The organism is Allobosea sp. 67-29 (assembly GCF_001898115.1).
GTDB lineage: Bacteria > Pseudomonadota > Alphaproteobacteria > Rhizobiales > Beijerinckiaceae > Allobosea.
This window is the reverse complement of the sequence record NZ_MKSQ01000026.1, coordinates 208,100-233,203: the sequence shown is the minus strand read 5'-3', so window position 1 is coordinate 233,203 and position 25,104 is coordinate 208,100. Positions and strand designations below refer to the sequence as shown.

Genomic DNA, 25,104 nt, shown 5'->3' with positions numbered 1-25,104 from the left:
AATCAACAGCCTCGACGATGCTAGCGCTATAAGGAAGCGTTCCGGAAGGATGATGCCATGGTCGATCCGCTTCTCGTCGATTTGTCGCGCCTCCAGTTTGCGCTGACAGCCCTCTATCATTTTCTCTTCGTGCCCCTGACGCTCGGCCTCTCCATCCTGATCGCGATGATGGAGACGGTCTACGTCATGACCCGCCGGACGATCTGGCGTGACATGACCAAGTTCTGGGGCGTGCTGTTCGGCATCAACTTCGCGCTCGGCGTCGCCACCGGCATCACCATGGAATTCCAGTTCGGCATGAACTGGGCCTACTACTCGCATTACGTCGGCGACGTCTTCGGAGCTCCGCTGGCGATCGAGGGTCTGATGGCCTTCTTCCTGGAGGCGACCTTCGTCGGGCTGTTCTTCTTCGGATGGGACAGGCTCTCGCCCCGCGCCCATATGATCGTGACGTGGCTGATGGCGCTCGGCACCAATTTCTCGGCGCTGTGGATTCTCGTGGCCAATGGCTGGATGCAGAATCCGGTCGGGGCGGCCTTCAATCCGGACACGATGCGGATGGAGGTCACCGATTTCACGGCGGTGATCTTCAACCCCGTCGCCCAGGCGAAGTTCGTCCACACGGTCTCGGCCGGCTATGTCTGCGCCGCGACCTTCGTGCTCGGCGTTTCGGGCTGGTACATGCTGCGCGGCCGGCACATCCAGCTCGCCAAGCGCTCCTTCGTCATCGCCTCGGCCTTCGGCCTCGCCTCGGCCCTGTCGGTCATCGTGCTCGGCGACGAAAGCGGCTATGCGCTCACCGACAACCAGAAGATGAAGCTCGCCGCCATCGAGGCGATGTGGGAGACGGAGCCGGCGCCCGCACCCTTCACGGCGATCGGCATCCCCGACATCAAGGAGCGGAAGACGCATTTCGCCATCCAGATTCCCTGGGTGATGGGCCTGATCGGGACCCGCTCGATCGACAAGCAGATTCCCGGCATCGACCAGCTCGTCGCCAAGGCCGAAGAGCGCATCCGCAACGGCGTGCTGGCCTATGACGCGCTGGAGAAGATGAAGGCGAACCGCGACGACGGCGTCGCACGGGCCGCCTTCAGCCAGCACGCCGCCGACATGGGGTATGCGCTGCTGCTGAAGCAGTACGTTCCCGATCCGCGGCAGGCCAGCGAACAGCAGATCAAGGACGCGGCATGGTCGACCGTGCCGGGGGTGCCGTGGCTGTTCTTCGGCTTTCGCCTGATGGTGCTTTGCGGCTTCCTCCTGCTCGCCGTCTTCGCAATCTCGCTGTGGCATACGATCCGGGAGACGGAGGCGCCTGGCTGGCTGTTCCGCATGGCGCTGCTGGCGATGCCCTTGCCCTGGCTTGCGATCGAAATCGGCTGGTTCGTCGCCGAATTCGGCCGGCAGCCCTGGATCATCGAAGGTGTGCTGCCGACCTTCCTGGCGACATCCGAGCTCGGCGTCTACAACCTGCTGCTGACCATCGCCGGCTTCACGCTGCTCTACGGCACGCTCGCCGTGATCGAGGTCAGGCTGATGCTGGCCGCGATCCAAAAGGGGCCGGATGTCGCCTCGGTGGTCGAAGGGTTGCGGCCGGTCCGGCCGGGTCCGCGCGCCGTTGCTCCCTATCCGGCCGAATGACCGCCTGCCCAGCCAAGGATCACGACGATGATCGAATTCCTTCTTTCCTATGAAATGCTGCGGCTGATCTGGTGGGTGCTGCTCGGCGTCCTGCTCATCGGTTTCGCCGTCACGGACGGCTTCGACATGGGTGTGGGCGTGCTGCTGCCCTTCGTCGCCAGGGAAGACATCGAGCGCCGGGTCGCGATCAATACGGTCGGCCCGGTCTGGGAGGGCAATCAGGTCTGGTTCATTCTCGGAGGCGGTGCGATCTTCGCCGCCTGGCCGGCCCTCTATGCGCTCAGCTTCTCGGGCTTCTACCTGGCGATGTTCCTCGTGCTGAGCGCCCTGATCCTGCGCCCGGTCGGCTTCAAGTATCGCTCCAAGAAGCCCGATCCGGACTGGCGCGCGCGCTGGGACTGGGCGCTTTTCATCGGCGGGGCCGTGCCCGCGCTGATCTTCGGCGTCGCGGTCGGCAACACCCTGCAGGGCGTGCCGTTCCACTTCACCGCGGACCTGCGGCCGATCTACGAGGGCAACCTGTTCGGCCTGCTGAATCCGGCGGCGCTGTATTGCGGGCTCGTGTCGCTCGCGATGCTGACCATGCACGGAGCCGCCTGGCTGAGTTTCAAGGCCGACGGCGCAGTGGCTGCCCGGGCACGCGACTTCGGCACGACGGCCGCCTTCCTGACCGCTCTGCTCTTCGCCGGAGGCGGTGTCCTCGTCTGGCTCGGTTTGCTCGGCGGCTATCGCGTCACCTCTCCGATCGTCTGGGACGGGCCGTCAAATCCGCTGCTGAAGACCGTCGTGGCCGATCCTGCCGCCTGGCTCGCGAATTTCCGCGCGCATCCCGCCCTCTGGGCCATTCCGGGGCTCGGCATCGCAGCGCCGCTGCTGGCCGCGATCGGCTTCCGGGCGCGCTGGGAAGGGTTCACCTTCCTCGCCTCCAAGCTCGGCGTCGCGATGATCGTCGCGACGGTGGGGGTGGCGATGTTCCCGATCCTGCTGCCATCCAGCAGCAACCCCGCGCATTCGCTGGCGGTTTTCGACGCGTCCTCCAGCCGCGACACGCTGCGCAACATGCTGCTGGCGACGGTGGTCTTCATGCCCCTGATCCTGGCCTACACCGCCTGGGTGTACCGGGTGCTCTGGGGCAAAGTCACCGAGAAGGGCATCGAAGATGCCGGCCATTCGGCCTACTGAACCGGACAGGAGTGAACGAGCCATGTGGTATTTCGCCTGGATTCTCGGCCTCGGCCTCGCCGCCTCCGTCGGTATCCTGAACGCGCTCTGGTACGAGCTGCGCACGGTGCGCGAGGAGCCGGCGCACGATGCCGTCGCCCTGCCGACGCCCTGACGAGCGCGCTGGCGATGGCAAGGCCCGCGGCCAACGGTGGCGGATGGGGCGAGGGTGGGAAGCCCCCTGGTTTCGTTCCGGTCATCGACATGGCGCGCGGCCACGCCAGGATGCTGGAGGCTTGCGACATGCTGGAGAAGCTGGCGGACGACCTGCCCGCGCGTGTCGACAGACTGCGCTGCCTGATGCTGGCGAACAGCCTGCCGCCGCTGGTCGAGGCCTGCCATCGCTTCGAGGAGCAATTCGTCTTTCCGGCTTTCGCCGTCTCGTCGCGCAATGCAGCGATCGTGAGCCGGCTCATGGCCGAGCATGTGCAGGATCGCTGTGCCGCCGAGGATCTGAGCGAAGCCCTGCTCGCCTATGGAGAAGGGCGGCCGATCGCCAACCCCGAGGCGTTCGGCTACATGCTGCGGGCACTCTTCGATTCGATGCGCCGGCACATCGCCTTCGAGCAGGACTGCATTCTGTCGGCCCTGCCGGGCGAGGGGTGAGCGGCCCGCCCGATCAATCGCCGGAGCAGGCGGCGAGCTTGTGGATGTCGTCGAGCATGACGCGTCGGTTGTGCTCGATCCGGATGACCCCCTCGGCGCGCAGGCGCGTGAACTGCCGGCTGACGGTTTCGATCGTCAGGCCCAGGAAGTCGGCGATCTCGGCCCGTGAGAGCGGCAGATCGAAGGTGACCGCGCGCTGCTGCGGCGACCTTGCCGGATCGATGTTGCGCGCGATCATCAGGAGAAAGCTCGCGACCTTCTCCGCCGCGGTCTTGCGCCCGAGCGTGACCATCCATTCGCGCGCCTGGTCGAGTTCCTTCAGCGTCTGCCGCAGGAGACGATGCTCCATGTCTGGCTGCTCAGCCATCATGCGCTCGATGGTGGCGCGGGGGAACGAGCAGAGCTCGACATCGGTCGCGGCCTCGGCAGCCAGGGTGCTCTCGCTCCTGAACGGGCGGCCGACGAAGTCCGGCGCGAATTGCAGTCCGACGATCTGCTGCCGGCCGTCCGAGAGCATTTTCGTCAGCTTAACGACGCCTGACAGCACGTTCGAGTAGCTTTCAACGTTCTGTGCCTCGCCGATGAGCTCGGAGCCTTCCCCCGCTCTGCGTTTCGAGGATGTCTTGGCGAGCTGCGTGAGCTGCTCGGCCGTCAGCGCACCGCAAATGCCGCGATGTCGTGCCTCGCAGGAGGCGCAGAGGGCGGGAACGCCCGTGGTGTGGATGTCGTCGCGCAAGATGGCGCAACATAGCCGTTCGGCGGCCCGCGGCCAACTCGGTGAACGGCCCATGATGCCGCAGGAGACGGCCTGCCGCAGGCATCGGCCGGCAGAGCCGGCTCGGCCGCAAGCGCAGCCGCGCGATCTCCCTTCCTGTTACGGAAATGGATATGCTGTGGCAGCATTTGGCGCCGTTGATTAACGCTGGGGTTATATTGAGCATGGCAGGTCCGCGGCTGTATCCCCTGAACGGGCGCATCAAGCTGCGCCATCTGGTGGCGTTCCTCGAAGTCGCGCGCCTGAAGAGCGTGGTGAAGACAGCGGCGCTGCTCGGGCTGAGCCAGCCTGCAGTCTCCAAGACCGTGCAGGAACTCGAGGACATTCTCGGCGCGACGCTGTTCGAGCCGAATCGGCGCCCCATGGTCCTGACCGGGCCCGGAGAGATATTCTTCCGCTATGCCGGCGCGAGCCTGACGGCGCTCAAACAGGGTGTCAGCATGGTCGGGGACGAAGGCGCCGATGCGGACGTCGCCTTCTCGGTCGGGGCCCTGCCGACCGTTTCCGCCCATGTGCTTCCGCGGGCGCTGGCGGAGGTGACGAGACGCTACGGGGCGATGCGTCCGCGAGTCGTGACCGGCCCGAACGACGTGCTGATGTCCCAGCTCAGACTCGGGGATCTCGACTTGGTCATCGGCCGCATGCCCGATCCGGAGACGATGCGGGGCTTTGCCTTCGAGCACCTCTATTCCGAGCGGCTGGCGCTGGTCGTCGGTCCGGATCATCCGCTGCTGGCCGCCTCGCCCCTGGAGATGACCAGAGTCGTACAGCACCAGTGGCTGCTGCCGCCGCCGGGATCGGTGATCAGCTCGACGGTGGAGCGCTATCTCGTCACACACGCGCTGCGACCGGCCGCCGGGGTGATCGAGACCGTCTCCGACGCCTTCGCGCGCAACTACCTGCGGCTCACCGACGCAATCTGGTTCATCTCCGAAGGCGTCGTCGCCGAGGATGTCGCGACGGGCTGGCTGTCCGTGTTGGCCGCCGACACCGCCGACACGGTGGGACCGGTCGGGCTGACCACCCGCATCGACGCTGCGCTGCCGCTGCCGGCCCAACTCCTGACCGCGATTTTGCGCGAGCGCGCAGCAAGGCGGGCGGAGGAGGCGTCTCGGCCGGGAGCGAGCTGAGCATCGGCGGGGTTGCCCTCGCCGGTGCCGACCCTATATCCGCGGCGTGACCACGCCCGACCGATTCATGCCTGACAGTTCGATGCCGAGCCGCCCGTTCCGCTTTCCCGGAGTGCTGAACTCCAAGGAATTGCTCGTCGCCGAGGCGGTCCATGCCCGTGCCTGGGCGTCGCTCGATCACGATGATCGCCTCGATCCGGAACTCGAGGACGACGCAAAGGCGCGGCTCGGGCGGATCGTGCTGCGCCTGATCGGCGAGCGCCCCGCGTCTGTCACGGATCTCGCTGCTGCGGCGGTGGAGGAATTCAAGGCCACGCGCCCGGCCGGCCTCGATGCCGGCCAGAGCCCGGCGGGCAAGCCGCCTCAGTGAGCCGCCATGTCGAGCGGCGGCTCGACATCGTCGGTGATCGGATTGGCAAAGGGGTTTCCAGCACGGAAGGCCACGAACTCCGCCTGCGCCGCGGCAAGCAGCGTGGGGTCGTTGAGAACATCGACCGCAACGCCCGCCATCGCCTTGGCGGCCAGAGCCAGCCCCTTGTGAGCCGCCGGGGCCAGGCCCTGCGCAACGAGCTGCCAGGAATGGCCGGGCGTGCCGACCGCATAGCAGGCGGTGCGGCATTGGACGGTCGGCACGACCCAGCTCACCGTGCCGACATCGGTCGAGCCGACCGATGTGTCGCTGCCGGCGCCCAGCGGGTAGATCTCGTCGCTCAGCGCCTCTCCCTCACGCGGCGCCAGGCCAAGGCGGGCATAGGATGAGGCGATGTCCTCGGCGCTCAGCGTCTTCTGGAAGCCGGCGGCGAAAGCGTGGTCGGCCGCGTCGAAGCCCGGACCACCGAGCGCTTCGAGATTGGCATGCATCGCTTCCTCGAGCGGACGGTTGCCGACGAGATTGGCATCGCCCGAAAGCTGCCTGACGGAGACGCTGGTCTCGCTCATCAGCGCGGCGCCTTCCGCGATCTTCCTCACGCGCGCCACGAGTTCCCACATCTCGGACAGCGTGGCGGCCCGGATGAGCTGGCGCGTCGTCGCCGTGGCCTGAACCACATTGGGGGCGATGCCGCCGGGATTGATGATCGCGTAGTGAATGCGCGCCGTCGACGGCATGTGCTCGCGCATGTAGTTGACGCCGATATGCATCAGCTCGACCGCGTCGAGGGCGGAGCGGCCGAGATGCGGCGCCGCCGCGGCATGTGAAGCGCGGCCGGTGAAGGTGTATTCGATCTCGACGCAGGCGAGAGAGAACGGGCGGTTGACGCCGGTGAACGAGGCCGGATGCCAGCACAGGGCGATGTCGACGTCGTCGAAGGCGCCGGCGCGGACCATGAAGCCCTTGGCGGAGCCTCCTTCCTCGGCTGGGCAGCCATAGTAGCGCACCCGGCCCTTCAGCCCGTTGGCGGCGAGATAGTCCTTCACCGCCGCTGCCGCGAGCAGCGAGGCGGAGCCCAGCATGTTGTGGCCGCAGCCATGGCCGTTGCCGCCCTTTTCGACCGGAGCCTCGGCGGCAACGCCGGCCTGCTGGCTGAGGCCGGGCAGGGCGTCGTACTCGCCCATGATCGCGATGACCGGGCCGTCCTCGCCTGCTTCCCCGATCAGCGCCGTCGGCAATCCGGCGACGTTGTCGGTGACGCGGAAGCCTTCGTGCTCCAGCATGGCGCGGTGCTCGGCGGCCGAGCGGATCTCCTGATAGTTGAGCTCGGGCATGTGCCAGATGCGATCCGAGAGCGCGAAATAGTCCGCCGACTTGTCGTCGACGCGCCGCCAGACCTCCTTGCTGTTGCTCGCTTCCTGGCTGCTCATCGGCTTCCTGCTCCGCATCGGGCATCTGTATTGGCGCCAATTTTTCACATAAGGGTTGTGGCCGGACAAGCAGGGCCGGCTGCAAGGCGGCCGGCCGAGCGATGCATGGAGAAACGATGTCTGGCGGCGGGACCGGCGAGACCAATCGCGGCACGAGGACGAAATCGGGCGAAGGTCGCCACGACGCGCTGGCCAATGCGCTGGCGGGGGCGATCCAGGCCGGCGCGCTGGCTCCGGGAGAATGGCTGAAGCAGATCGACATCGAACAGCGCTACGCGGCCAAACGCATGGACGTGCGCCGGGCCCTCGACCGGCTGGTCCAGAAGCGGCTGGTCATGCATCAGCCCAATCGCGGCTATCACGTCGTCAAGCCCGACGGGCGTCTGGCGCAGGAGATCCGCGACGTGCGGGTGATCCTCGAGACGGGAGCCGTCGATGCCATCGTGGCTCGCGTCCGGGACGAGGATGTCGCGCAAATGCAGCGTCTGGCCCAACGCTTCGACGCGCTCCTGCCCGGTGGCACGATCATCGACCTCCATGACGCGAACATCGCCTTCCATGGCCGGCTGCTCGGATTATGCGGCAATCCCGAGCTAGTGCTGCTGGTCGAAGAGCTTCGCGGCCGGATCCCCTCGGCCGGAGCTGGGCAATGGCAGAAGCGAAGCCGGATCGAGCAGTCGAACCGCGAGCATTTCGCCATGGTCGAGGCGCTCGCCGCTCGGGACGCCGGCGCGCTACGGACCTTGATCCGTGCCCATATCCTGCAGCAGCAGGAGGAGGAGCCTGCGCCGGTCGGTCACAGTCGTCCGGCCGAGAGATAGGCCAGGACGACGACAGCGCTCTTTGGTGATTGCTTGCGATACCAGAGCGGTTTTTAGGCGAATCCGCTACGCGGCCTCGTCGAGGTGCTGAAAATTGGTTCGTGTCGCCAGGGCTTCCGTGCATGATCGGCGCACTGGGGAGTTCGAGCCGAAAATCCATGACAACAGATCCGCGCCTGCCGTTTCTCGCCGAGCTGGAAAAGAAGATCCTCTGGCTCGCCTCCTGGACGATCCATAACGCCAACCATATCCGCACGAACGAGGATGGGATGAAGGTCGGCGGGCATCAGGCCTCCTCGGCCTCGCTCGCCACGATCATGACGGCGCTCTACATGGCCGCGCTGAAGCCGCAGGATCGCGTCGCGGTGAAGCCGCATGCCTCGCCGATCTTCCACGCCATCAACTATCTGATGGGCCTGCAGACGCGAGAGAAGCTTGAAAACTTCCGCGGTTACAAGGGTGCGCAGAGCTACCCCTCGCGCACCAAGGATATCGACGACGTCGATTTCTCGACCGGCTCGGTCGGCCTCGGCGTCGCGCAGACGCTGTTCTCCTCGCTGACGCAGGATTACGTGAAGGCGCATGGCTGGGCGAAGGACCGTCCGGAAGGCCGGATGGTCTCGCTGATCGGCGATGCCGAGCTCGACGAGGGCAATATCTTCGAGGCCCTGATGGAGGGCTGGAAGCACGGCCTGCGCAACACCTGGTGGGTCATCGACTATAACCGCCAGTCGCTCGACGCCGTCATCCGCGAAGGGCTCTACGACCGGTTCGAGACGATGTTCCGCAATTTCGGCTGGGACGTGGTCACGCTGAAATACGGCTCGCTGCAGCAGGCCGCCTTCAAGGAGAAAGGCGGCGAGCGGCTGAAGGCCTGGATCGATTCCTGCCCGAACCAGCTCTATTCGGCGCTGACCTTCCAGGGCGGCGCGGCCTGGCGCAAGCGCCTGATGGACGATCTCGGCGACCAGGGGCCGGTGACGAAGCTGATCGAGAAGCGTTCCGACGCCGAGCTCTCGAAGCTGATGTGCAATCTCGGCGGTCATGACCTGCCGTCGATCCTCGAGGCATTCGAGTCGATCGACCATGACCGGCCGGTCTGCTTCCTCGCCTATACGGTGAAGGGCTTCGGCCTGCCGCTGGCCGGGCACAAGGACAACCATGCGGGGCTGATGACCAAGGAACAGCTCGACGGCTTCCGCAAGGCGAGCGGCATCCGGCCCGGGCATGAATGGGATCTGTTCGAAGGCCTCGCGATGCCGGAGAGCGAGGTTCGCGCCTTCCTCGACAAGGTGCCGTTCTTCGCCGAGGGGCGCCGGCGCCTCTCCGCCGCCAAGCTGCCGGTTCCTGAGAAGCTGGAGGCCGGCATCCAGCCGGTGATGTCGACGCAGATGGGCTTCGGCAAGGTGCTGGACGATCTCGCCAAGACCGGCGGGCCGCTCGCCGACCGCATCGTCACGACGGCGCCGGACGTCACTGTCTCGACCAATCTCGGGCCGTGGGTCAACCGGCGCGGGCTCTTCGCCAAGGCGTCGATGGCCGACACTTTCAAGGACGAGCGCATCCCCTCGATGCAGAAATGGGAGTTCTCGCCGAAGGGACAGCATGTCGAGCTCGGCATCGCCGAGATGAACCTGTTCATCAACCTCTCGGCGATGGGGCTGTCGCATTCGATCTTCGGCGAGCGCCTGATCCCGATCGGCACGCTCTACGACCCGTTCATCTCGCGCGGGCTCGATGCGCTGAACTACGCCTGCTACCAGGATGCGCGCTTCATGGTGGTGGCGACGCCGTCGGGCGTGACGCTGGCGCCGGAAGGCGGGGCGCATCAGTCGATCGCGACGCCATTGATCGGCATGAGCCAGGATGGGCTCTGTTCCTTCGAGCCGGCCTTCGTCGACGAGCTGGCAGTGATGATGCGCTGGTCCTTCGACTACATGCAGCGCGACGGCGAGGGCGATCCCGACGAGCGCACCTGGCTGCGCGACGAGACCGGCGGCTCGGTCTATCTGCGTCTCTCGACCCGGCAGGTCGAGCAACCCGGCCGGGCGATGACGCCAGAGCTGGAGCGCGACATCATCGACGGTGCCTATTGGCTCAGGAAGCCCGGGCCGAACGCTTCGGTGGTGATCGCCTATACCGGTGCGGTGGCGCCCGAGGCGATCGAGGCGGTCGGCTTGCTCTCCGAGGATCGGCGCGATGTCGGCCTGCTCGCGATCACCTCGGCGGACCGGCTCAACGCCGGCTGGCAGGCGGCGGAGCGGGCGCGCCAGCGCGGCAACCACGCGGCGACGAGCCATGTCGAGCGGCTGCTGGGGGAATTGTCACGCGATTGCGGCATCGTCTCGGTACTGGACGGGCATCCGGCGACGCTGGCCTGGCTCGGCAGCGTCCATGGTCACCGGCAGAAGGCGCTCGGCGTCGAGCATTTCGGCCAGACCGGCACGGTCGCCGATCTCTACCGGCATTTCGGCATCGACGCGAACGCCATCGTCCATGCGGCGAATGCGGCCGCGCCGGGACGGCCGGTGCGCTATCTCAAGGCGCTGCCGTAAGGCATCTTCGCCACCGCCGGGACGTGTCCCGACCGGCCGATGCTGGCGGCGAGGGCAGGCAAGGCGGTGGTGCCGGCTGGAGGGCCGGCACTGAAGATCTTCAGTATCGCGGGGTCGAGAAGGTGCCGGCGAACGGGTTGTCGCCGCTGCCGACGCGACCGGGCAGGGTGCCTTCGCCGTAAAGCGAGCCGGTGTTCACATAGATCGGTGCCGCGGCGAAGTGCTGGCTGGCATAGCGGTTCATCGAGCCGACCGGCACGACGTTGCCGGCGTCGAGATAGCTGCGCTTCTGGACGGTGATCCGCAGGGGGCCGCGGCGGCTCTGGGCCTCGGCGAGGCTTGCCGTGACGGTCGATGCCGTCAGCATGACGACGAGTGCGGTGGCAACATGCTTGAACGACATCATGACGGCCATCTCCGAGCTGGGGCGCCCAGATGATGTAGGCATCCTGCCTGGGCAGCGAAAGCTAGCGCAGGCCCGTTAACAAGATTGTTAGCGCGGGGCCGCCTGCTCAGCGCTTTCTGCGCATGGCTTTGGCCCGGACGGGCCTGGCCGGGGGCGTGATCTTGGGGTGCTCCGCCGCGGCGGTCTTGGCACGCAGTGCCGGAACCGAGCCATCGGCATCCAGCCAGGAGGCCTTGCGCCCGGCGGCGGCAAGATGCGGCTTCGTGCAAGAAGGATCACGCGCGAGCTCGGTCTTCGCGAAGGTCGTGCGCAATGTCTCGCTGCCGGCAGCATTGACCAGATCGAGACGGTCGATGAGGCAGGCGAGCTGGCGGCGGTCGCTCGGCTTGGTCGCAGCGCACCACCAGCCGCTCATCGCAAATCCCGGCGCCGCGGCGATGGATCGGAAGGCAAGGCAGCTGCGGTTGCCGTTGCCGTCACCGAGTACGACATCGGCCGTCTCTATCGGGCCGAAGCGCGTTTGGATCGCGGCCGGTGCGCTGCTGCGGATCACCGAGAGCGCATGGGATGCGGCCTCGCGGACAAGGTCCACGGTAAACGACGCGGACGCCGGGCGGTCGAGCGGTCCGGTGCGCAGGCGCATCAGGAGATGTGGCGCCGCGTCGGCAAATCCGGAAAAGACCAGCACGTCTTCCCGCTGCCCATTGGGCGCGCGCCGGGCTTCGTAGGCCGGCGCGATCCGGCCGAGTTCGGGAGAGTCGAGATCGAACATCGCGATCGGCCGGGGAATCGGGCTCCAATCCGACATGCCCAGGCCACCGGACCGGGCGTCGCCTGTCGCAGCCGGGCGCGCCGCGATGTCCGAAGTCGCGACGGTGGCGAGGCTCGCAAGTTGCGGCTCCTCGTCCTTGGCCGACAGGCCGGTGACGAGAGCGGATGTCAGGCCCAGGCCGGCAAGCGCCGCGAGCGCCCGCCATAGCAGGGCAGCCGGCAGACGGAGCCCGCGGCGCGGCACCCAGCGGCCCAGGCTACGGCTCAGCAAGCGGCAGCAAAGCTCCATCCGATCGAGGCCGACGATCAGCTCGGGGACGAGGTCGATGCGGGCAAGGCGCTGCCCGAGGGTGCGCAAGCGACCAAGCCGTGCCCACAAGCGGGCAACCCCGACCCGTGCCTTCTCCAACACCGTGATCGATACCGAACGCAACCCGTCACTCCCGCGCGGCCCTGCCGCCGCGCATCGCCTGCACCGTCGCCGAGCCTGCCCGTGCGGAGTGGCCCGGACGTTACCAATCTGGGGGAATCGCCGCGCAGCATGAATCGGGCGTCAAGAAGCAGGGTTAACGGCCCGGCACGGCGAGCCTCCGCTGCGGGAGGGGGAATTGACTTTTTGCCGCGACGGGTGTTCTGACAGCGCACGGCGCAGTCTGGCGCCGCAAGCGAAGTTTTCAGCCCTTCGGGATTGGCTCTGTGACTGTCCGTCTGACGACGACGAAACTCACGACCAAAACGACGACCGGGAAAACCGGCCTGTCGCGCTGACGCTTCGCCTCGGTTCCGGGTCCATCTCCCCCCGGCGGGGAGAGATCGCCGAACCCGCCCGAAACCGGTGCGGGGCGGCCCCCAAAGGGAGATCCGAACCGCCTTATCCGCAAAGGATCACATCATGAGCTTCAAGGTCGCAGTCGTCGGAGCCACCGGCAATGTAGGCCGCGAGATGCTGGACATTCTCGCCGAGCGCGCCTTCCCCGTCGGCGAGGTCGTGGCGCTCGCTTCGTCCCGCTCGGTCGGCACCGAGGTTTCCTTCGGCGACAAGACGCTGAAGTGCAAGGCGTTGGAGCATTACGACTTCTCCGACACCGATATCTGCCTGATGTCGGCGGGCGGCGACGTCTCCAAGGCCTGGTCGCCGAAGATCGGCGCGCAGGGCTGCGTCGTCATCGACAATTCCTCGGCCTTCCGCATGCACCCGGATGTGCCGCTGATCGTACCGGAGGTGAACGCCGCGGCTGCTGCCGGCTTCACCAAGATGAACATCATCGCCAACCCGAACTGCTCGACCGCGCAACTCGTGGTGGCGCTGAAGCCGCTGCACGACAAGTTCGGCGTCAAGCGCGTGGTCGTCTCGACCTATCAGTCGGTCTCCGGCGCCGGCAAGGAAGGCATGGACGAGCTCTTCAACCAGACCCGCGCCGTGTTCTCGGCCGGGGAGGTCACGACCAAGAAGTTCTCCAAGCGCATCTCCTTCAATCTCATTCCACAGATCGACGTCTTCATGGAGGACGGCTTCACCAAGGAAGAGTGGAAGATGATGGTCGAGACCAAGAAGATCCTCGACAAGAACATCAAGCTCACCGCGACCTGCGTGCGCGTGCCGGTCTTCATCGGCCATTCGGAGGCGGTGAACATCGAGTGCGAGAAGCCGATCACCGCCGACGAGGCGCGCGAGGTGTTGCGCAGCGCGCCCGGCATCCTCGTCATCGACAAGCACGAGCCCGGCGGCTACATCACCCCGCACGAGGCGGCGGGCGAGGATGCGACGTACATTTCGCGCATCCGCGAGGATGCGACGGTCGAGAACGGCTTGGCCTTCTGGTGCGTTTCCGACAACCTGCGCAAGGGCGCGGCCCTGAACGCGGTGCAGATCGCCGAGGTGCTGGTCAACCGCAAGCTGATCCAGCCACGCAAGCAGGCGGCCTGAGGGGGCGGGTTACCCTCTCACGGTCTTGGAAGGCGGGCTGCGGCCCGCCTTTTCGCTGCTGACCCGCAGGAACCTCCGCATGGGTTGCCTGTGTTCTTTGCGCAGCGGCTCAGGTTTCGAATCGCGTACGGTGAAGATCGCCCCCCACGATCTTTTGCCGTGCCCAGCTCCATTCCGTCCGGACCTGCTTCCGACACCACGCCTGCGAGTCCGGGCGCCTCGTTGCGGCGCGACAACGCGCTGCTCGGCATCGGCGTCATGCTGCTGGCGACGATCTTTCTGTCGGCCGGCGATGCCGCTTCGAAATACCTCGCGGCCGAGAACGTGCCCGCGCTTCATATCGTCTGGCTGCGCTACACGACCTCGGGGCTGATACTGCTCGTCATCGTCGCCGGTCAGCGCGGCCGGATTTCGCTACGGACACGCCGGCCTGGCCTGCAGCTGCTGCGCGGGGTCGGCCTGATCGGCTCCTCGATCCTGTTCGTGTCCTCTCTGAAATACCTGAAGATCGCCGACGCGACGGCGACCAGCTTCGTCTCGCCGTTGTTCGTCACGGCGCTGTCGATCCCCTTCCTCGGCGAAAAGGTGGGCTGGCGGCGCTGGCTTGCCACCATCATCGGGCTTGCCGGCGTGCTGATCGTCGTCCGGCCAGGCGGCAGCGGCTTTCAGCCCGCCTCGCTGCTGCCGGTCTTCTCCTCGCTGAGCTGGGCCTTCGCGCTGATCGTCACCCGGTTGATGAGCGCGACGGAGAATCCGATCGCGACCATCACATGGTCGACCCTGTTCGGGGCTGTCGTGTCGAGCCTGCTGCTGCCGCTGCACTGGGTCGAGCCCAGCTGGACGATCGCCTGGGTAGGGCTCTTCATCGGCGCCGTCTCGACCGCCGGCCACTGGCTGGTGATCGTCGCGTTCCGCTTCGCCGCAGCGTCGCTGCTCGCGCCGTTCTCCTACATCCAGCTCTTCTGGGCCTCGCTCTTCGGCTTCGTGCTTTTTGCGGCCCTGCCGGATCTGTGGACCTGGGTCGGCGCGGCGATCATCGCAGGCTCGGGCCTCTATACCGCGCATCGCGAGCGGATGAGGGCGCGCGACGTCACAGGGCGGGCGGGCTGACCGTCTCGAGCTGCCGCCGGACGCCGTAACGAGCCATGAACATCGCCATCGCCTCGTTCACGACATGGGCAATCTCGGCCTCGCTCGGCGGCGTGCGGACGGCATTGAAGAGCCTTGGACGTGTCAGAGACGACTGACACAGGTCGAGAAATTGCATCGCCGCGAGTTCGGGGTCGGCGATCGGCGCGAGCTTGCCCTCGGCGACCATGCGCTCGAGATGGCGGGCGATCAGCCCGGCGCCCAGCATCGGGCCGTTCTCATAGAAGCTGCGACCGATATCGGGCATGCGCTCGGCCACTCCGATGACGATGCGGTGCGCGCTGACGGCGAACTCGCAATTGATCATCCGCACCAGGCAGCGGCCGAAATTCGCCAGTGCCCGCACCGGGTCGGCGTCCTGGTCCAGCGCCTCGAAGGCGCCGCGCTTCTGAGCCTCGCGTTCGCGCTCGATCAGGGCGACGAAGAGATGCTCCTTGTCCTCGAAATAGACGTACAGCGTCCCCTTGGAGACATTGGCGGCGGCTGCGATGTCGTTCATGCTCGCGGCGTCGAAGCCCCGCGCGGTGAAGACCTGATGGGCGCCTTCGAGAATCTGGTGCCGTTTCTCCGGGTCCATTCCGGCGATACGCCGATTGCGCGGTGCCGGCTTAACCTTCGGCTTGGAATTTTCGGTCATGCTGTCCTGCCGGGCTGTCCGGCTGCGCATTGCTGCTTTGCAAAAATAATCGAACCATCCGGTTCGATTTCACTTGATATGCATCAATAGCGGCGCTATTTCAACCGCAATCGAACCGTGCGGTTCGAATTGTTCTCATCAGGATCACCCATGTCCGCCGAGATCACGGAAAAGCGCCGCGACCGTCTCAAGCTGGTCGATCCCGCGCTCGAAACCTCCAATCCCGCCGAAGCTCGCCAGCCTGTCGAGACGGTCGCGGCACCGCCGGCCGCAGTCGGGGAGCCGCCCGCGAAGCGCAAGACGGTCCGCCGCGCCGGCCTGATCCTGCTGGCGACGGTCGCGCTCGGCGCGGGTCTCTGGTACGGCATCGACTGGTGGCGCAATGGCCGCTTCATCGTCTCCACCGACGACGCCTATGTCGGCGCCGAGATGGCGACGATCTCGGCCAAGCTGGCGGCTAACATCGCCAAGGTCTCCGTGGTGCAGAACCAGGAGGTCAAGGCCGGGCAACCGCTCGTCACGCTCGATGCCGGCGACTGGCAGATCGCTCTCGCGAGCGCCCGCGCCAAGACGGCGACGGCGCGTGCCACGCTGGCGCGCATCGACAGCCAGATCGAGGCCGGGCGCGCCGCGCTGGCACAGGCCAGGGCGCAACAGAGTTCGGCCGAGGCGGCGGTGACCCGCACCAGCGCCGATTACGACCGCGCCAACAGCCTGGCGGCGAAGTCCTATGGCTCGCAGGCGACGCTCGATGCGGCGACCGCGGCGCGCGACCAGGCCGCGGCGGCTCTCGCCAGCGCCAAGGCCGGTGTCGTGCAGGCGGATGCCAATATCAAGGTGCTCGAGGCCCAGCGTGTCGAGGCCGCACGCCAGATCGACGAGCTGAAGGTGGCGGAGCAGAAGGCGGAGCGCGATCTCTCCTTCACCCAGGTCAACGCTCCGATCGACGGCGTCGTCGCCAGCACGAACCTGCAGCTCGGCGACCTCGTCAGCGCCGGCAAGCGCCTGATGTCGATCGTGCCGCTCGATCAGGTCTATGTCGACGCCAACTTCAAGGAGACGCAGATCGCGCCCCTGAAGATCGGCGACCGTGCCTCGATCACGGTCGATGCGCTGCCGGACGAGGTCTTCCACGGCACCGTCAGCGGCATCGCCGGCGGCACGGGGTCGGTCTTCACGCTGCTGCCGCCAGACAATGCGACCGGCAACTTCACCAAGATCGTGCAGCGTGTGCCGGTGCGCATCGCGCTCGACAAGGAGTCGACGGGCAAGCATGTGCTGCGCCCGGGCATGTCGGTCGTCGTCTCGATCGATCCGCGTCCCGCCAGCCAGCACTGACGCTGCAAGGAGGCCGTCATGGCCACCGCAACCCTCTCCGCCGGCGCCAAGCCGGCCGATGACGCCATTCCGATGCGGCGGATCTTCGCCTTCATGGCGATGGTCTTCGGCATGTTCATGGCGATCCTGGACATCCAGATCGTCTCAGCCTCGCTTGCCGAGATCCAGGCCGGGCTTTCGGCCTCCTCGGACGAGATCGCCTGGGTGCAGACGGCCTATCTGATCGCGGAAGTGATCATGATCCCGCTGTCGGGCTATCTCAGCCGCGCCCTGTCGACACGGGTGTTCTTCTCGATCGCGGCTGCCGGATTCACGATCTCCAGCGTGCTCTGCGCCACGGCCTCGTCGATCAACGAGATGATCGTCTGGCGTGCCATTCAGGGCTTCATCGGCGGCGGCATGATCCCCGGCGTGTTCGCCGCGGCGTTCAGCATCTTCCCGCCTTCGAAGCGGCCGGTGGTCTCGCCGCTGATCGGCCTCGTGGCGACCCTCGCGCCCACCATCGGACCGACGGTCGGCGGCTATCTCAGCCATGCCTTCTCCTGGCACTGGCTGTTCCTAGTCAACGTCGTGCCCGGGATCGGTGTGACGATCGCGGCCTGGACGCTGATCGACTTCGACAAGCCGGACCACAGCCTGATCAAGCGCTTCGACTGGGTAGGCCTCGGTGCCATGGCCGCGTTCCTGGGCAGCCTCGAATACGTGCTGGAGGAGGGAACGCGGCTCGACTGGTTCCAGAGCGAGGAAATCGTCGCCTTCTCCGTGGTCATGGTCTGCGGCGCGGTGGTGTTCTTCTGGAGGGCCCTGACGCGGGACGAGCCGCTGGTCGACCTCTACGCCTTCAGGGATCGCAACTTCGCCTTCGGCTCGCTGTTTTCCTTCTGCATGGGCATCGGCCTCTATGGCCTCACCTATCTCTATCCGGTCTATCTCGGGCGCATTCGGGGCTATGATGCGCTGATGATCGGCGAGACGATGTTCGTCACCGGTCTGTGCATGTTCTTCACCGCACCGGTCGCAGGCCGGCTATCGGCCAAGCTCGACCCGCGCGTCATGATGATGATCGGCTTCAGTGCCTTTGCCTTCGGCACCTGGATCGCATCCCGCATCACCTCGGATTGGGACTTCTACGAGCTGCTCTGGCCGCAGGTGCTGCGCGGCTGCGGCCTGATGCTGTGCATGGTGCCGATCAACAACGTCGCGCTCGGGACCCTGCCGCCGCAGCAGCTCAAGAACGCCTCGGGCCTTTACAACCTCACCCGCAATCTCGGCGGCGCGGTCGGGCTCGCCGTCATCAACACCATGCTGAACACCCGCACCGACCTGCACATCACCCGGCTGCACGAATGGGTAGCGGCCGGGCGGCAGGTGGCCGAGGAGGCGCTCGCCAACACGACGCAGCGCTTCAGCGATTTCGGCGATGCGGCGCAATCCATGGCGATGGCGGTGCTCAACCAGAGGGTCCACAAGCAGGCGCTGGTGATGGCCTTCGGCGATGTCTTTCTCGGGCTGACGGCGATCTTTGCAGGCCTCGTCGTCATGTCCGTATTCCTGAGCAAGCCGAAGCCTGCCGCTGCCGGTGCCGGCGGCGGGCATTAGCCTGCGCCGCGCCAAATCCACCGTTCGGAACCGTGAAGAAGCGCGTGCTGCAGCGCGATGTCGCAACCCGCGCGATTGACTTTTCGCCGCCGGCAAGGCAAATATATCAGTAATATCAGTAGTTTAGATGTTTTCTAAACTACGGGCCGGCAAGGCTGGAGAGTGGAAGGCGTTTTGATGAGCGTTCTGGCGAGCAAGGATCGGGAGCGGGCCGTCGCGGCGGAGCACATTCCGTGGCCCCAGAAGAGCCAGAGCTCCTGCCCGATCAGCGGCGTGAAGGCGCGCCTGCGGGCCGCGGGGCTGCGGCCCACGCGCCAGCGCATGGCGCTGGGTTGGCTGCTCTTCGCAAAGGGCGACCGCCATGTCAGCGCCGAGATGCTCTACGAGGAGGCGCTGCGGGCGCGCGAGCCACTCTCGTTGGCGACGGTGTACAATACGCTGCGCCAGTTCTCCGAGGCCGGGCTGCTTCGCCAGGTTTCCGTTTCCGGCCCCAAGACCTTCTTCGACACCAATGTTTCCGAGCATCATCACTTCTACAACGAAGAGGATGAGACGGTGACCGACATCCCGGGCTCGCTGATTCACGTCTCGGGCCTGCCGGAGGCTCCGGAAGGCATGGTCATCGCCTCGGTCGAGGTGATCGTGCGCCTGCGCAACGCCGATGGCGAGGACGTCACGACGACGAAGCGGGTGGCGGGCCCGCACGCGTGATCGTCTGTTCCTGCAACGTCCTGTCCTGCCGGCAGATCAAGGGCACCGTCGCCTCTGACGGCAGTGGCCCGCGGACGGCCGGTGAGGCCTATGACTGTCTCGGCTGCAGCCCCGATTGCGGGCGCTGCGCGCGTGAGGTTCGTGCCATTCTGGCTGAAGCCCGCGCGGCCTGCGCGACGCAGTGCGGCAGCTGTGCGAGCCGCGAGATCGAATGCGCCGTGCATGTCAGCGTCGGGCGGATGCTCGATGGCATCGCGACGCCCGTGGACGTGTCGCAGGCGGCCTGACCATCCGGCAATGGCCGTGGATCGGTGGCGGTCTCGTCGTTTTCCCTCTTTCCTTCCCCGAACGACCTCTCTACATTAGTATTATTCTAATGTAGATTGCGAGGAGCGGCGCCATGAAGGGCGACAAGAAGGTCATCGAATATCTCAACAAGGGGCTGCGTTCGGAGCTCACCGCGATCAACCAGTACTGGCTGCACTACCGGATGCTCGACAATTGGGGGCTGAAGGAGATGGCCAAGACCTGGAAGAAGGAATCGATCGAGGAGATGGTCCATGCCGATCGCTTCGTCGACCGCATCCTGTTCCTCGAAGGCTTTCCGAATCTCCAGACGCTCGACCAGCTCCGCATCGGGGAGAACGTCAAGGAAGTGATCGAGTGCGATCTCAAGGCCGAGGTCGAGGCGCGTGCGCTCTATCAGGAGGCCGCCAAGTATTGCCGCGATGTCGGCGACTATCCGTCCGAGGATCTGTTCAAGGCACTGATGAAGGACGAGGAAGGCCATATCGACTTCCTCGAGACGCAGCTCGACCTGATCGGCCGCGTCGGCCTGGAACTCTACACCCAGAAGCATATCGGCGGCCTGGAAGGCGACGGCCACGACCATTGAGGCCGCGGCAGGCGCGCAGAGCCCTGCGGTGCCCGATATGGAAAGCAAAAAAGGGCCCGCCAGAGGCGGGCCCTTTCTCGTTACAATTGGCTTCCGATCAGATGAAGCTGATGTTCGACGCCTCCGGTCCCTTGCGACCGGCGCGAATCGAGAAGCGCACGCGCTGGCCGTCCATCGGCGCCTGCAGGCCGCTGCGGCTCAGCGAGGAGACGTGCAGGAAGACATCTGGCCCGCCCTTGTCGGGCGCGATGAAGCCGAAGCCGCGATCCGAGTTGAAGAACTTGACCGCGCCGTCGAACGGCCCCTCGACGGGGCCGCTGTCGCGGTCCTGGAAGCCGCCACCGCGCGGGCCACGGTCCTGGTAGCCGCCGCCGAAGTCGTCGCGGGGCGGGCGAGCGCCGAAGCCGCCGCCGCGCGGTGCGGGCGCCGCCGTCTGCGTGGCGGTGGAGGGATCGATCTCGTGAACCGCGACGACCTGCAGGCCGCGGCGGCCTTCACCGAGATCGGCGACGATGGTCGCGCCGGGCAGCAGATCCTGCTGGTCCAACGGGCCGATCGCCGAGATATGCAGGAAAACGTCGCCCGAACCGTCGACGGGCGAGGCGAAACCGAACCCCTTTTCGGGGTCGAACCATTTGACTTTGGCTTCGATATTTTCGTGCGTGACGAAAGGCTGGGCAGCAGGAGGCTTGCGACGATCGAACATGGAGCTTCAGGTATGAGTGACCGGGAGCACACAACTTAGCTCATGCCGGACGCGCCGTCATCGGGGTCAGGCCGAAATTATTGCACGACATTTTGCGGCATTATAGTGCTTTTTTTCGCGCCATCCCCAGGGCGATCGATCCCGTTCGCCATGCATTGCGTGCATGAATGCCGAGCATTGTCCGGCGTTTTTCAGATAGATACGGCAAATTTGCCGCACGCTGCCTCTTGCAATCGCCGCAATTGAGGTCGATGTGATGCGCGGCTAGGGAAGAACGCCTCCTGTTCGGTGGCGCCGCGAGGCGCCGGTCGGGAGATGAAAGATGACTCGATTGACGAAGGTCCGCGGCCAGGCCAACCGCGGCGAGGTCCGCAGGCTGTGGCTCGCGGAACGCGATCTCTTCAGGGAACACCTGCTGAGGCTCGATCCGCTGACGCGACAGCAGCGCTTCGGCACGGCCGTCAACGATGCCTTCCTGGAAAACTATGCCACGACGACGTTCGGCGTCGGCGGACTGGTCTACGCCTATATCGAAGACGGGGTGGTTCGCGGTGCCGCCGAGTTGCGCGGCCTCGACGACATCGTCGCGCAAACGGGCGAGGCCGCCTTCAGCGTCGAGACCGATTGGCGCAGGAGCGGGATCGGCGGCGAGCTGTTCGGGCGGCTGATCACGGCTGCGCGCAACCGTGGCATCAGGACGCTCTACATGACCTGCCTGCCGCAGAACGCGGCGATGCGGCGCCTGGCGCAGAAATACGCCGCCGATCTGGTCGGCGGATATGCAGACGTCGAAGGCGTCATCGCCACCGGCGGCCCGACGCCCTTCACCATCCTCGACGAGGCGCTCGACAACGCCCAGGGCTTCGCGACCCTGGCGCTGTCGCTCCAGAAGGCGTTCTGGCCGAGCCGTTTCCTCGCCCGCGCGCTGCGCGCGTGAGGCCCGCGCTCAGCGGTTGAGCGACAGCGCGGCGCCGGACTTCGTGACGGCGCCGTCAAGCGCATTGCCACTGGTGGCGCGCAGCCGCGCCGCGACCGTGCCGCCTTGCTGGTAGAGGTAAACCTCGCCGTCGCGGTAGTCCCAGGCCGTGATCTTCTGGAGATCGCGATTGGTGCAGCCGGAGGAGCTGGCGCGATAGAGATCGAGCGTCGGCGCGCTCGATAGCTGAACGCGGCAGGTGCCGCCGGTCGCCTCCCGCGCCGTCCAGCCGCCGATGACGTTGTCGCGCGTCGCCGACGGGCGGGCCGGGGCGGTCGAACTCGCACCGAGTCCGGCGACCTGATTGTTGCCCGCAGGCGCGGCCGGCGCCGGGCCGGTCTGGCCGAGCGGCGGCTGGCCCTGGCTCGGCGGGACACCGCCGGGACCGGGTTCGAAGAAGGGATCCTGGCCGGGGAGGGCACCGCCGGCTGCCGGAGGCGGCGCGGAAGCCGCCGGGTAGCCGCCGGGCGGCGGCAACGGCTCCGAGGTGACGGGTGCGGAGGTGACCGGCGGCGCAGAGGGCAGGACGGGCTGGCTATAGGAGGGCGGGTTCATCACCGGCCCGGAGAAGCGCTGCGAGCCGGCGCATGCAGTCAAGGCGAGCAAGGGCAGCAAGGCGCTCGCCTTCAGCGCCGGAATAGCGGTTTTCGTCGTCATGCGGCGCGGTCCCGATCAATCTAACTTTGCGTCAATATCATAGAGCCATCATGAACGCGGCATGAGCATGGTCCCGCCCCGGGCCCGGTCTTGCTTCGGCGGGCCTTCTTTCAGCGATCGGATGCTCACCTCGCTTGACAATGCTTTAGCTCAACCCCGATCGATTGCGAACCCGCCAAGCTCGTTCTGGTTCCGCTTCCGCGGCGGGGTATGGGGGCGATGCTTCGGAATGACCCTGATGATACCACTCGCGCCCGCGACGATTGCCGCGCCTTTCGCCCGCTACAGCCATGGTGTCGAAGTGCCGGCCGGCTGGCGCCTCGCGGTCTGCTCCGGGCAGCTCGGCATGGCTTCCGACGGCACGGTGCCGGAAAGCCCGCGCGAGCAGGCCGATTGCTGCTTCGCCAATATCGCCGCGATCCTCGCCGAGGCGCAGATGACGCTCACCGACATCGTGCGGATCAACGCCTATGTGACCGACCGCGCCCATATGCAAGGCTACATGGACTCGCGTGACGCCCATGTCGGCACGCCGCCTCCGGCCTCGACCCTGATGATCGTCTCGGGCTTCACCCGGCCGGAGTTCAAGGTCGAGATCGAGGTGATCGCGGCCGCGCCCTGAGGCGCAGCCACCCGGCAAGGGCTCAGGTGCCCTTGCGCTTGTTCTGGCGGTTGGCGACGAGGTCGTCGACCACGGCAGGGTCCGCCAGCGTCGAAGTGTCGCCGAGCGCGCCGTGCTCGTCCTCGGCGATCTTGCGCAGGATGCGCCGCATGATCTTGCCCGAACGGGTCTTCGGCAGCCCCGGCGCGAACTGGATGAGATCGGGCGACGCGATCGGGCCGATTTCCTTGCGGACATGGGCGACGAGCTCCTTGCGCAGCTCCTCCGTCGGCTTCTCGCCGGTCATCAGCGTGACATAGGCGTAGATGCCCTGGCCCTTGATGTCGTGCGGATAGCCGACCACCGCGGCCTCCGAGACCGACGGATGCGCGACCAAGGCCGATTCGACTTCGGCCGTGCCCATGCGATGGCCGGAGACGTTGATGACGTCGTCGACGCGGCCGGTGATCCAGTAATAGCCATCGGCATCGCGCCGGCAGCCGTCGCCGGTGAAGTACTTGTCCGGATAGGTCGAGAAATAGGTGTCCATGAAACGCTGATGGTCGCCGTAGACGGTGCGCATCTGCCCCGGCCAGCTGTCGGCGATGACGAGATTGCCCTCGCAGGCTCCGGCCAGCACCTTGCCTTCGGCATCGACGATCTCCGGTTTCACGCCGAAGAAGGGACGTGTCGCCGAGCCGGGCTTCAGCTTCGTCGCGCCGGGCAGCGGGGTGATCAGGATGCCGCCGGTCTCGGTCTGCCACCAAGTGTCGACGATCGGGCAGCGGCCCTCGCCGACGACGCGGTGATACCACTCCCAGGCCTCCGGATTGATCGGCTCGCCGACCGAGCCGAGCAGCCGCAGCGACTTGCGCCTGGTCTTCTTCACCGGCTCCTCGCCGGCGCCCATCAGCGAGCGGATCGCGGTCGGCGCGGTATAGAAGGTGTTGACCTTGTGCTTGTCGATCACCTCCCAGAAGCGCGAGATGGTCGGGTAGGTCGGGATGCCCTCGAACATCAGCGTCGTCGCGCCGTTGGCGAGCGGCCCGTAGAGGATGTAGCTGTGGCCGGTCACCCAGCCGACATCCGCCGTGCACCAGTAGATGTCTCCGTCATGATAGTCGAAGACGTATTGATGGGTGATCGCGGTATAGACGAGATAGCCGGCGGTGGTGTGCAGCACCCCCTTCGGCTTGCCGGTCGAGCCCGAGGTGTAGAGGATGAAGAGGGGATCTTCGGCCTTCATCTCGGCCGGCGGGCAATGGGCCGAAACCTTCGCCGCCTCCTCATGGTACCAGACGTCGCGGCCCTCCTTCATGTGGACCTGGCCGCCGGTGCGCCTGACGACGATGACGGTGCCGATGCCGCCCTTCACCTTGTCGTCGGCGGCGTCGACGTTCTTCTTGAGCGGCACGGCGCGGCCGCCGCGCAGCCCCTCATCGGCGGTGATGACGACCTTGGAATCGGCATCCTCGATGCGGTTCGACAGGGAGTCGGGCGAGAAGCCGCCGAAGACGACCGAGTGGACGGCGCCGATGCGTGTGCAGGCGAGCATCGCATAGGCCGCCTCCGGGATCATCGGCAGGTAGATGGTGACGCGGTCGCCCTTCTTGACGCCGTGCGCCTTGAGCACGTTGGCGAACCGGCAGACCTCCTCGTGAAGCTGGCCGTAGGTGATCTTCTTCGACTCGGAGGGGTCATCGCCCTCCCAGATGATCGCGGTCTGCTTGGCGCGGGTGGCGAGGTGCCGGTCGACGCAATTGTAGGAGACGTTCGTCGTTCCGTCCTCATACCATTTGATCGAGACCTTGCCCGGCTTGTAGCTGACGTTGCGAACCTTGCTGTACGGCTTGAACCAGTCGATGCGCTGGCCGTGCTCGCCCCAGAACTTGTCCGGATCCTTGATCGAGGCCGCATACATCTTCTTGTACTTGGCGTCGTTGGCCCAGGCCTTCTTGGCCCATGCGGCGGGCACGTCGTAGATCGTCTCGGACATTGGCGGGCGTCTCCCCAGACAGGGTTTTTGGTCGCGGTCCCGCTTCCGCCTGCCGGCGGGCGCGGTCCCGCTTCCTTTGGATTGGCCGCATCATAGGATGCGCGTGCGGCGCGGCAAGCGCTTCGCGCTCGCACTTTCGTGTCACAGACTTTCGGCGACATTCGCCGGTCGCGGCGACGGCAGGCC

At 66.3% G+C, this 25,104-nt stretch carries 25 protein-coding genes; 17 read left to right on the top strand and 8 right to left on the bottom strand.

What is annotated here, in order from left to right; genetic code table 11:
* Window positions 1–57 precede the first annotated feature (57 nt).
* Genes BGO20_RS20210 through BGO20_RS20195 form a run of 4 tightly spaced genes read left to right on the top strand, consistent with a single transcriptional unit; the run spans window position 58 to window position 3,468 of the window.
* Window positions 58–1,641 (top strand): cytochrome ubiquinol oxidase subunit I, encoded by a 1,584-nt coding sequence (locus BGO20_RS20210; RefSeq protein ID WP_291659269.1) that lies wholly within the window; start codon window positions 58–60, stop codon window positions 1,639–1,641.
* A 27-nt stretch (window positions 1,642–1,668) separates the two neighbouring features.
* Window positions 1,669–2,823 carry a cytochrome d ubiquinol oxidase subunit II gene (cydB, locus tag BGO20_RS20205; RefSeq protein ID WP_291659268.1) on the top strand — a complete coding sequence of 385 codons (1,155 nt, stop codon included), beginning with the start codon at window positions 1,669–1,671 and terminating at the stop codon, window positions 2,821–2,823.
* Between the two features lie 22 nt (window positions 2,824–2,845).
* Window positions 2,846–2,977 carry a cytochrome bd-I oxidase subunit CydX gene (gene cydX, locus BGO20_RS20200; RefSeq protein WP_291659267.1) on the top strand — a complete coding sequence of 44 codons (132 nt, stop codon included), beginning with the start codon at window positions 2,846–2,848 and terminating at the stop codon, window positions 2,975–2,977.
* A gap of 14 nt (window positions 2,978–2,991) precedes the next feature.
* Window positions 2,992–3,468: a hemerythrin domain-containing protein gene (locus BGO20_RS20195; RefSeq protein ID WP_291659266.1), complete on the top strand. Its 477-nt coding sequence runs from the start codon at window positions 2,992–2,994 to the stop codon at window positions 3,466–3,468.
* A gap of 13 nt (window positions 3,469–3,481) precedes the next feature.
* Here the strand turns inward: BGO20_RS20195 and BGO20_RS20190 are convergent, their stop codons facing one another.
* Complete coding sequence (locus tag BGO20_RS20190; RefSeq protein WP_362890578.1) at window positions 3,482–4,204, bottom strand: Crp/Fnr family transcriptional regulator; 723 nt, start codon at window positions 4,202–4,204, stop codon at window positions 3,482–3,484.
* Window positions 4,205–4,356: 152 nt separating this feature from the next.
* Between BGO20_RS20190 and pcaQ the strand changes: the two genes are divergently transcribed.
* Window positions 4,357–5,373: a pca operon transcription factor PcaQ gene (gene pcaQ, locus BGO20_RS20185; RefSeq protein ID WP_291659264.1), complete on the top strand. Its 1,017-nt coding sequence runs from the start codon at window positions 4,357–4,359 to the stop codon at window positions 5,371–5,373.
* A gap of 67 nt (window positions 5,374–5,440) precedes the next feature.
* Window positions 5,441–5,743 carry a hypothetical protein gene (locus BGO20_RS20180; RefSeq protein ID WP_291659263.1) on the top strand — a complete coding sequence of 101 codons (303 nt, stop codon included), beginning with the start codon at window positions 5,441–5,443 and terminating at the stop codon, window positions 5,741–5,743.
* Here BGO20_RS20180 and BGO20_RS20175 read toward each other — a convergent pair.
* The gene (locus tag BGO20_RS20175) at window positions 5,737–7,173 is read right to left on the bottom strand and encodes an amidohydrolase (protein WP_291659262.1); all 1,437 of its coding nucleotides are present in this window, start codon (window positions 7,171–7,173) and stop codon (window positions 5,737–5,739) included. The genes BGO20_RS20180 and BGO20_RS20175 overlap by 7 nt on opposite strands.
* Before the next feature lie 116 nt (window positions 7,174–7,289).
* Between BGO20_RS20175 and BGO20_RS20170 the strand changes: the two genes are divergently transcribed.
* Window positions 7,290–7,994: a GntR family transcriptional regulator gene (locus tag BGO20_RS20170; protein ID WP_291659261.1), complete on the top strand. Its 705-nt coding sequence runs from the start codon at window positions 7,290–7,292 to the stop codon at window positions 7,992–7,994.
* Between the two features lie 158 nt (window positions 7,995–8,152).
* Window positions 8,153–10,549, top strand: coding sequence for a transketolase-like TK C-terminal-containing protein (locus tag BGO20_RS20165; RefSeq protein WP_291659260.1), 2,397 nt, complete (start codon window positions 8,153–8,155; stop codon window positions 10,547–10,549).
* A 100-nt stretch (window positions 10,550–10,649) separates the two neighbouring features.
* Here the strand turns inward: BGO20_RS20165 and BGO20_RS20160 are convergent, their stop codons facing one another.
* Both BGO20_RS20160 and BGO20_RS20155 read right to left on the bottom strand, forming a co-directional pair.
* Window positions 10,650–10,955, bottom strand: a complete 306-nt coding sequence (locus BGO20_RS20160) for a hypothetical protein (protein ID WP_291659259.1) — start codon at window positions 10,953–10,955, stop codon at window positions 10,650–10,652.
* Between the two features lie 106 nt (window positions 10,956–11,061).
* Window positions 11,062–12,084, bottom strand: coding sequence for a hypothetical protein (locus BGO20_RS20155; RefSeq protein ID WP_291659258.1), 1,023 nt, complete (start codon window positions 12,082–12,084; stop codon window positions 11,062–11,064).
* A 534-nt stretch (window positions 12,085–12,618) separates the two neighbouring features.
* Here BGO20_RS20155 and BGO20_RS20150 point away from each other — a divergent pair.
* Complete coding sequence (locus BGO20_RS20150; RefSeq protein ID WP_291659257.1) at window positions 12,619–13,653, top strand: aspartate-semialdehyde dehydrogenase; 1,035 nt, start codon at window positions 12,619–12,621, stop codon at window positions 13,651–13,653.
* Between the two features lie 159 nt (window positions 13,654–13,812).
* Window positions 13,813–14,763 (top strand): DMT family transporter, encoded by a 951-nt coding sequence (locus tag BGO20_RS20145; protein ID WP_291659256.1) that lies wholly within the window; start codon window positions 13,813–13,815, stop codon window positions 14,761–14,763.
* Here the strand turns inward: BGO20_RS20145 and BGO20_RS20140 are convergent.
* A complete protein-coding gene (locus tag BGO20_RS20140; protein ID WP_291659255.1) occupies window positions 14,744–15,439 on the bottom strand; it encodes a TetR/AcrR family transcriptional regulator in 696 nt (231 codons plus the stop codon). The genes BGO20_RS20145 and BGO20_RS20140 overlap by 20 nt on opposite strands.
* 150 nt (window positions 15,440–15,589) lie before the next feature.
* Between BGO20_RS20140 and BGO20_RS20135 the strand changes: the two genes are divergently transcribed.
* From BGO20_RS20135 to bfr, 5 genes are all read left to right on the top strand, one after another.
* Window positions 15,590–16,777 carry an HlyD family secretion protein gene (locus BGO20_RS20135; protein WP_291659254.1) on the top strand — a complete coding sequence of 396 codons (1,188 nt, stop codon included), beginning with the start codon at window positions 15,590–15,592 and terminating at the stop codon, window positions 16,775–16,777.
* A gap of 18 nt (window positions 16,778–16,795) precedes the next feature.
* Window positions 16,796–18,376: a DHA2 family efflux MFS transporter permease subunit gene (locus BGO20_RS20130; RefSeq protein WP_291659253.1), complete on the top strand. Its 1,581-nt coding sequence runs from the start codon at window positions 16,796–16,798 to the stop codon at window positions 18,374–18,376.
* Between the two features lie 177 nt (window positions 18,377–18,553).
* Window positions 18,554–19,087: an iron response transcriptional regulator IrrA gene (irrA, locus tag BGO20_RS20125; RefSeq protein WP_291659252.1), complete on the top strand. Its 534-nt coding sequence runs from the start codon at window positions 18,554–18,556 to the stop codon at window positions 19,085–19,087.
* A complete protein-coding gene (locus BGO20_RS20120; RefSeq protein WP_291659251.1) occupies window positions 19,084–19,374 on the top strand; it encodes a (2Fe-2S)-binding protein in 291 nt (96 codons plus the stop codon). The genes irrA and BGO20_RS20120 overlap by 4 nt, the downstream gene beginning before the upstream one ends.
* Window positions 19,375–19,487: 113 nt before the next feature.
* Window positions 19,488–19,982, top strand: coding sequence for a bacterioferritin (gene bfr, locus BGO20_RS20115; RefSeq protein ID WP_291659250.1), 495 nt, complete (start codon window positions 19,488–19,490; stop codon window positions 19,980–19,982).
* A 97-nt stretch (window positions 19,983–20,079) separates the two neighbouring features.
* Here the strand turns inward: bfr and BGO20_RS20110 are convergent, their stop codons facing one another.
* The gene (locus BGO20_RS20110) at window positions 20,080–20,688 is read right to left on the bottom strand and encodes a cold-shock protein (protein ID WP_291659249.1); all 609 of its coding nucleotides are present in this window, start codon (window positions 20,686–20,688) and stop codon (window positions 20,080–20,082) included.
* Between the two features lie 322 nt (window positions 20,689–21,010).
* Here BGO20_RS20110 and BGO20_RS20105 point away from each other — a divergent pair, with 322 nt between their 5' ends.
* Window positions 21,011–21,625, top strand: a complete 615-nt coding sequence (locus BGO20_RS20105) for a GNAT family N-acetyltransferase (protein ID WP_291659248.1) — start codon at window positions 21,011–21,013, stop codon at window positions 21,623–21,625.
* 9 nt (window positions 21,626–21,634) lie between these two features.
* Here BGO20_RS20105 and BGO20_RS20100 read toward each other — a convergent pair whose 3' ends face one another.
* Window positions 21,635–22,321 carry an AprI/Inh family metalloprotease inhibitor gene (locus BGO20_RS20100; RefSeq protein WP_291659247.1) on the bottom strand — a complete coding sequence of 229 codons (687 nt, stop codon included), beginning with the start codon at window positions 22,319–22,321 and terminating at the stop codon, window positions 21,635–21,637.
* Between the two features lie 229 nt (window positions 22,322–22,550).
* Here BGO20_RS20100 and BGO20_RS20095 point away from each other — a divergent pair, with 229 nt between their 5' ends.
* On the top strand, window positions 22,551–22,943 hold the full coding sequence (locus tag BGO20_RS20095) for a RidA family protein (RefSeq protein ID WP_465246060.1): 393 nt from the start codon (window positions 22,551–22,553) through the stop codon (window positions 22,941–22,943).
* A gap of 22 nt (window positions 22,944–22,965) precedes the next feature.
* Here the strand turns inward: BGO20_RS20095 and acs are convergent, their stop codons facing one another.
* Window positions 22,966–24,918 carry an acetate--CoA ligase gene (gene acs, locus BGO20_RS20090; RefSeq protein ID WP_291659246.1) on the bottom strand — a complete coding sequence of 651 codons (1,953 nt, stop codon included), beginning with the start codon at window positions 24,916–24,918 and terminating at the stop codon, window positions 22,966–22,968.
* Window positions 24,919–25,104 lie beyond the last annotated feature (186 nt).

Excerpts from the sequence above, each read along its gene's own strand:
- BGO20_RS20210 (WP_291659269.1), top strand. The coding sequence starts at position 58 with ATGGTCGATCCGCTTCTCGTCGATTTGTCGCGCCTCCAGTTTGCGCTG.
- cydB (WP_291659268.1), top strand. The coding sequence starts at position 1,669 with ATGATCGAATTCCTTCTTTCCTATGAAATGCTGCGGCTGATCTGGTGG.
- cydX (WP_291659267.1), top strand. The coding sequence starts at position 2,846 with ATGTGGTATTTCGCCTGGATTCTCGGCCTCGGCCTCGCCGCCTCCGTC.
- BGO20_RS20195 (WP_291659266.1), top strand. The coding sequence starts at position 2,992 with ATGGCAAGGCCCGCGGCCAACGGTGGCGGATGGGGCGAGGGTGGGAAG.
- pcaQ (WP_291659264.1), top strand. The coding sequence starts at position 4,357 with ATGCTGTGGCAGCATTTGGCGCCGTTGATTAACGCTGGGGTTATATTG.
- BGO20_RS20180 (WP_291659263.1), top strand. The coding sequence starts at position 5,441 with ATGCCTGACAGTTCGATGCCGAGCCGCCCGTTCCGCTTTCCCGGAGTG.
- BGO20_RS20175 (WP_291659262.1), bottom strand. The coding sequence starts at position 7,173 with ATGAGCAGCCAGGAAGCGAGCAACAGCAAGGAGGTCTGGCGGCGCGTC.
- BGO20_RS20170 (WP_291659261.1), top strand. The coding sequence starts at position 7,290 with ATGTCTGGCGGCGGGACCGGCGAGACCAATCGCGGCACGAGGACGAAA.
- BGO20_RS20165 (WP_291659260.1), top strand. The coding sequence starts at position 8,153 with ATGACAACAGATCCGCGCCTGCCGTTTCTCGCCGAGCTGGAAAAGAAG.
- BGO20_RS20160 (WP_291659259.1), bottom strand. The coding sequence starts at position 10,955 with ATGATGTCGTTCAAGCATGTTGCCACCGCACTCGTCGTCATGCTGACG.
- BGO20_RS20150 (WP_291659257.1), top strand. The coding sequence starts at position 12,619 with ATGAGCTTCAAGGTCGCAGTCGTCGGAGCCACCGGCAATGTAGGCCGC.
- BGO20_RS20140 (WP_291659255.1), bottom strand. The coding sequence starts at position 15,439 with ATGACCGAAAATTCCAAGCCGAAGGTTAAGCCGGCACCGCGCAATCGG.
- BGO20_RS20135 (WP_291659254.1), top strand. The coding sequence starts at position 15,590 with ATGTCCGCCGAGATCACGGAAAAGCGCCGCGACCGTCTCAAGCTGGTC.
- BGO20_RS20130 (WP_291659253.1), top strand. The coding sequence starts at position 16,796 with ATGGCCACCGCAACCCTCTCCGCCGGCGCCAAGCCGGCCGATGACGCC.
- irrA (WP_291659252.1), top strand. The coding sequence starts at position 18,554 with ATGAGCGTTCTGGCGAGCAAGGATCGGGAGCGGGCCGTCGCGGCGGAG.
- bfr (WP_291659250.1), top strand. The coding sequence starts at position 19,488 with ATGAAGGGCGACAAGAAGGTCATCGAATATCTCAACAAGGGGCTGCGT.
- BGO20_RS20110 (WP_291659249.1), bottom strand. The coding sequence starts at position 20,688 with ATGTTCGATCGTCGCAAGCCTCCTGCTGCCCAGCCTTTCGTCACGCAC.
- BGO20_RS20105 (WP_291659248.1), top strand. The coding sequence starts at position 21,011 with ATGACTCGATTGACGAAGGTCCGCGGCCAGGCCAACCGCGGCGAGGTC.
- BGO20_RS20100 (WP_291659247.1), bottom strand. The coding sequence starts at position 22,321 with ATGACGACGAAAACCGCTATTCCGGCGCTGAAGGCGAGCGCCTTGCTG.
- BGO20_RS20095 (WP_465246060.1), top strand. The coding sequence starts at position 22,551 with ATGACCCTGATGATACCACTCGCGCCCGCGACGATTGCCGCGCCTTTC.
- acs (WP_291659246.1), bottom strand. The coding sequence starts at position 24,918 with ATGTCCGAGACGATCTACGACGTGCCCGCCGCATGGGCCAAGAAGGCC.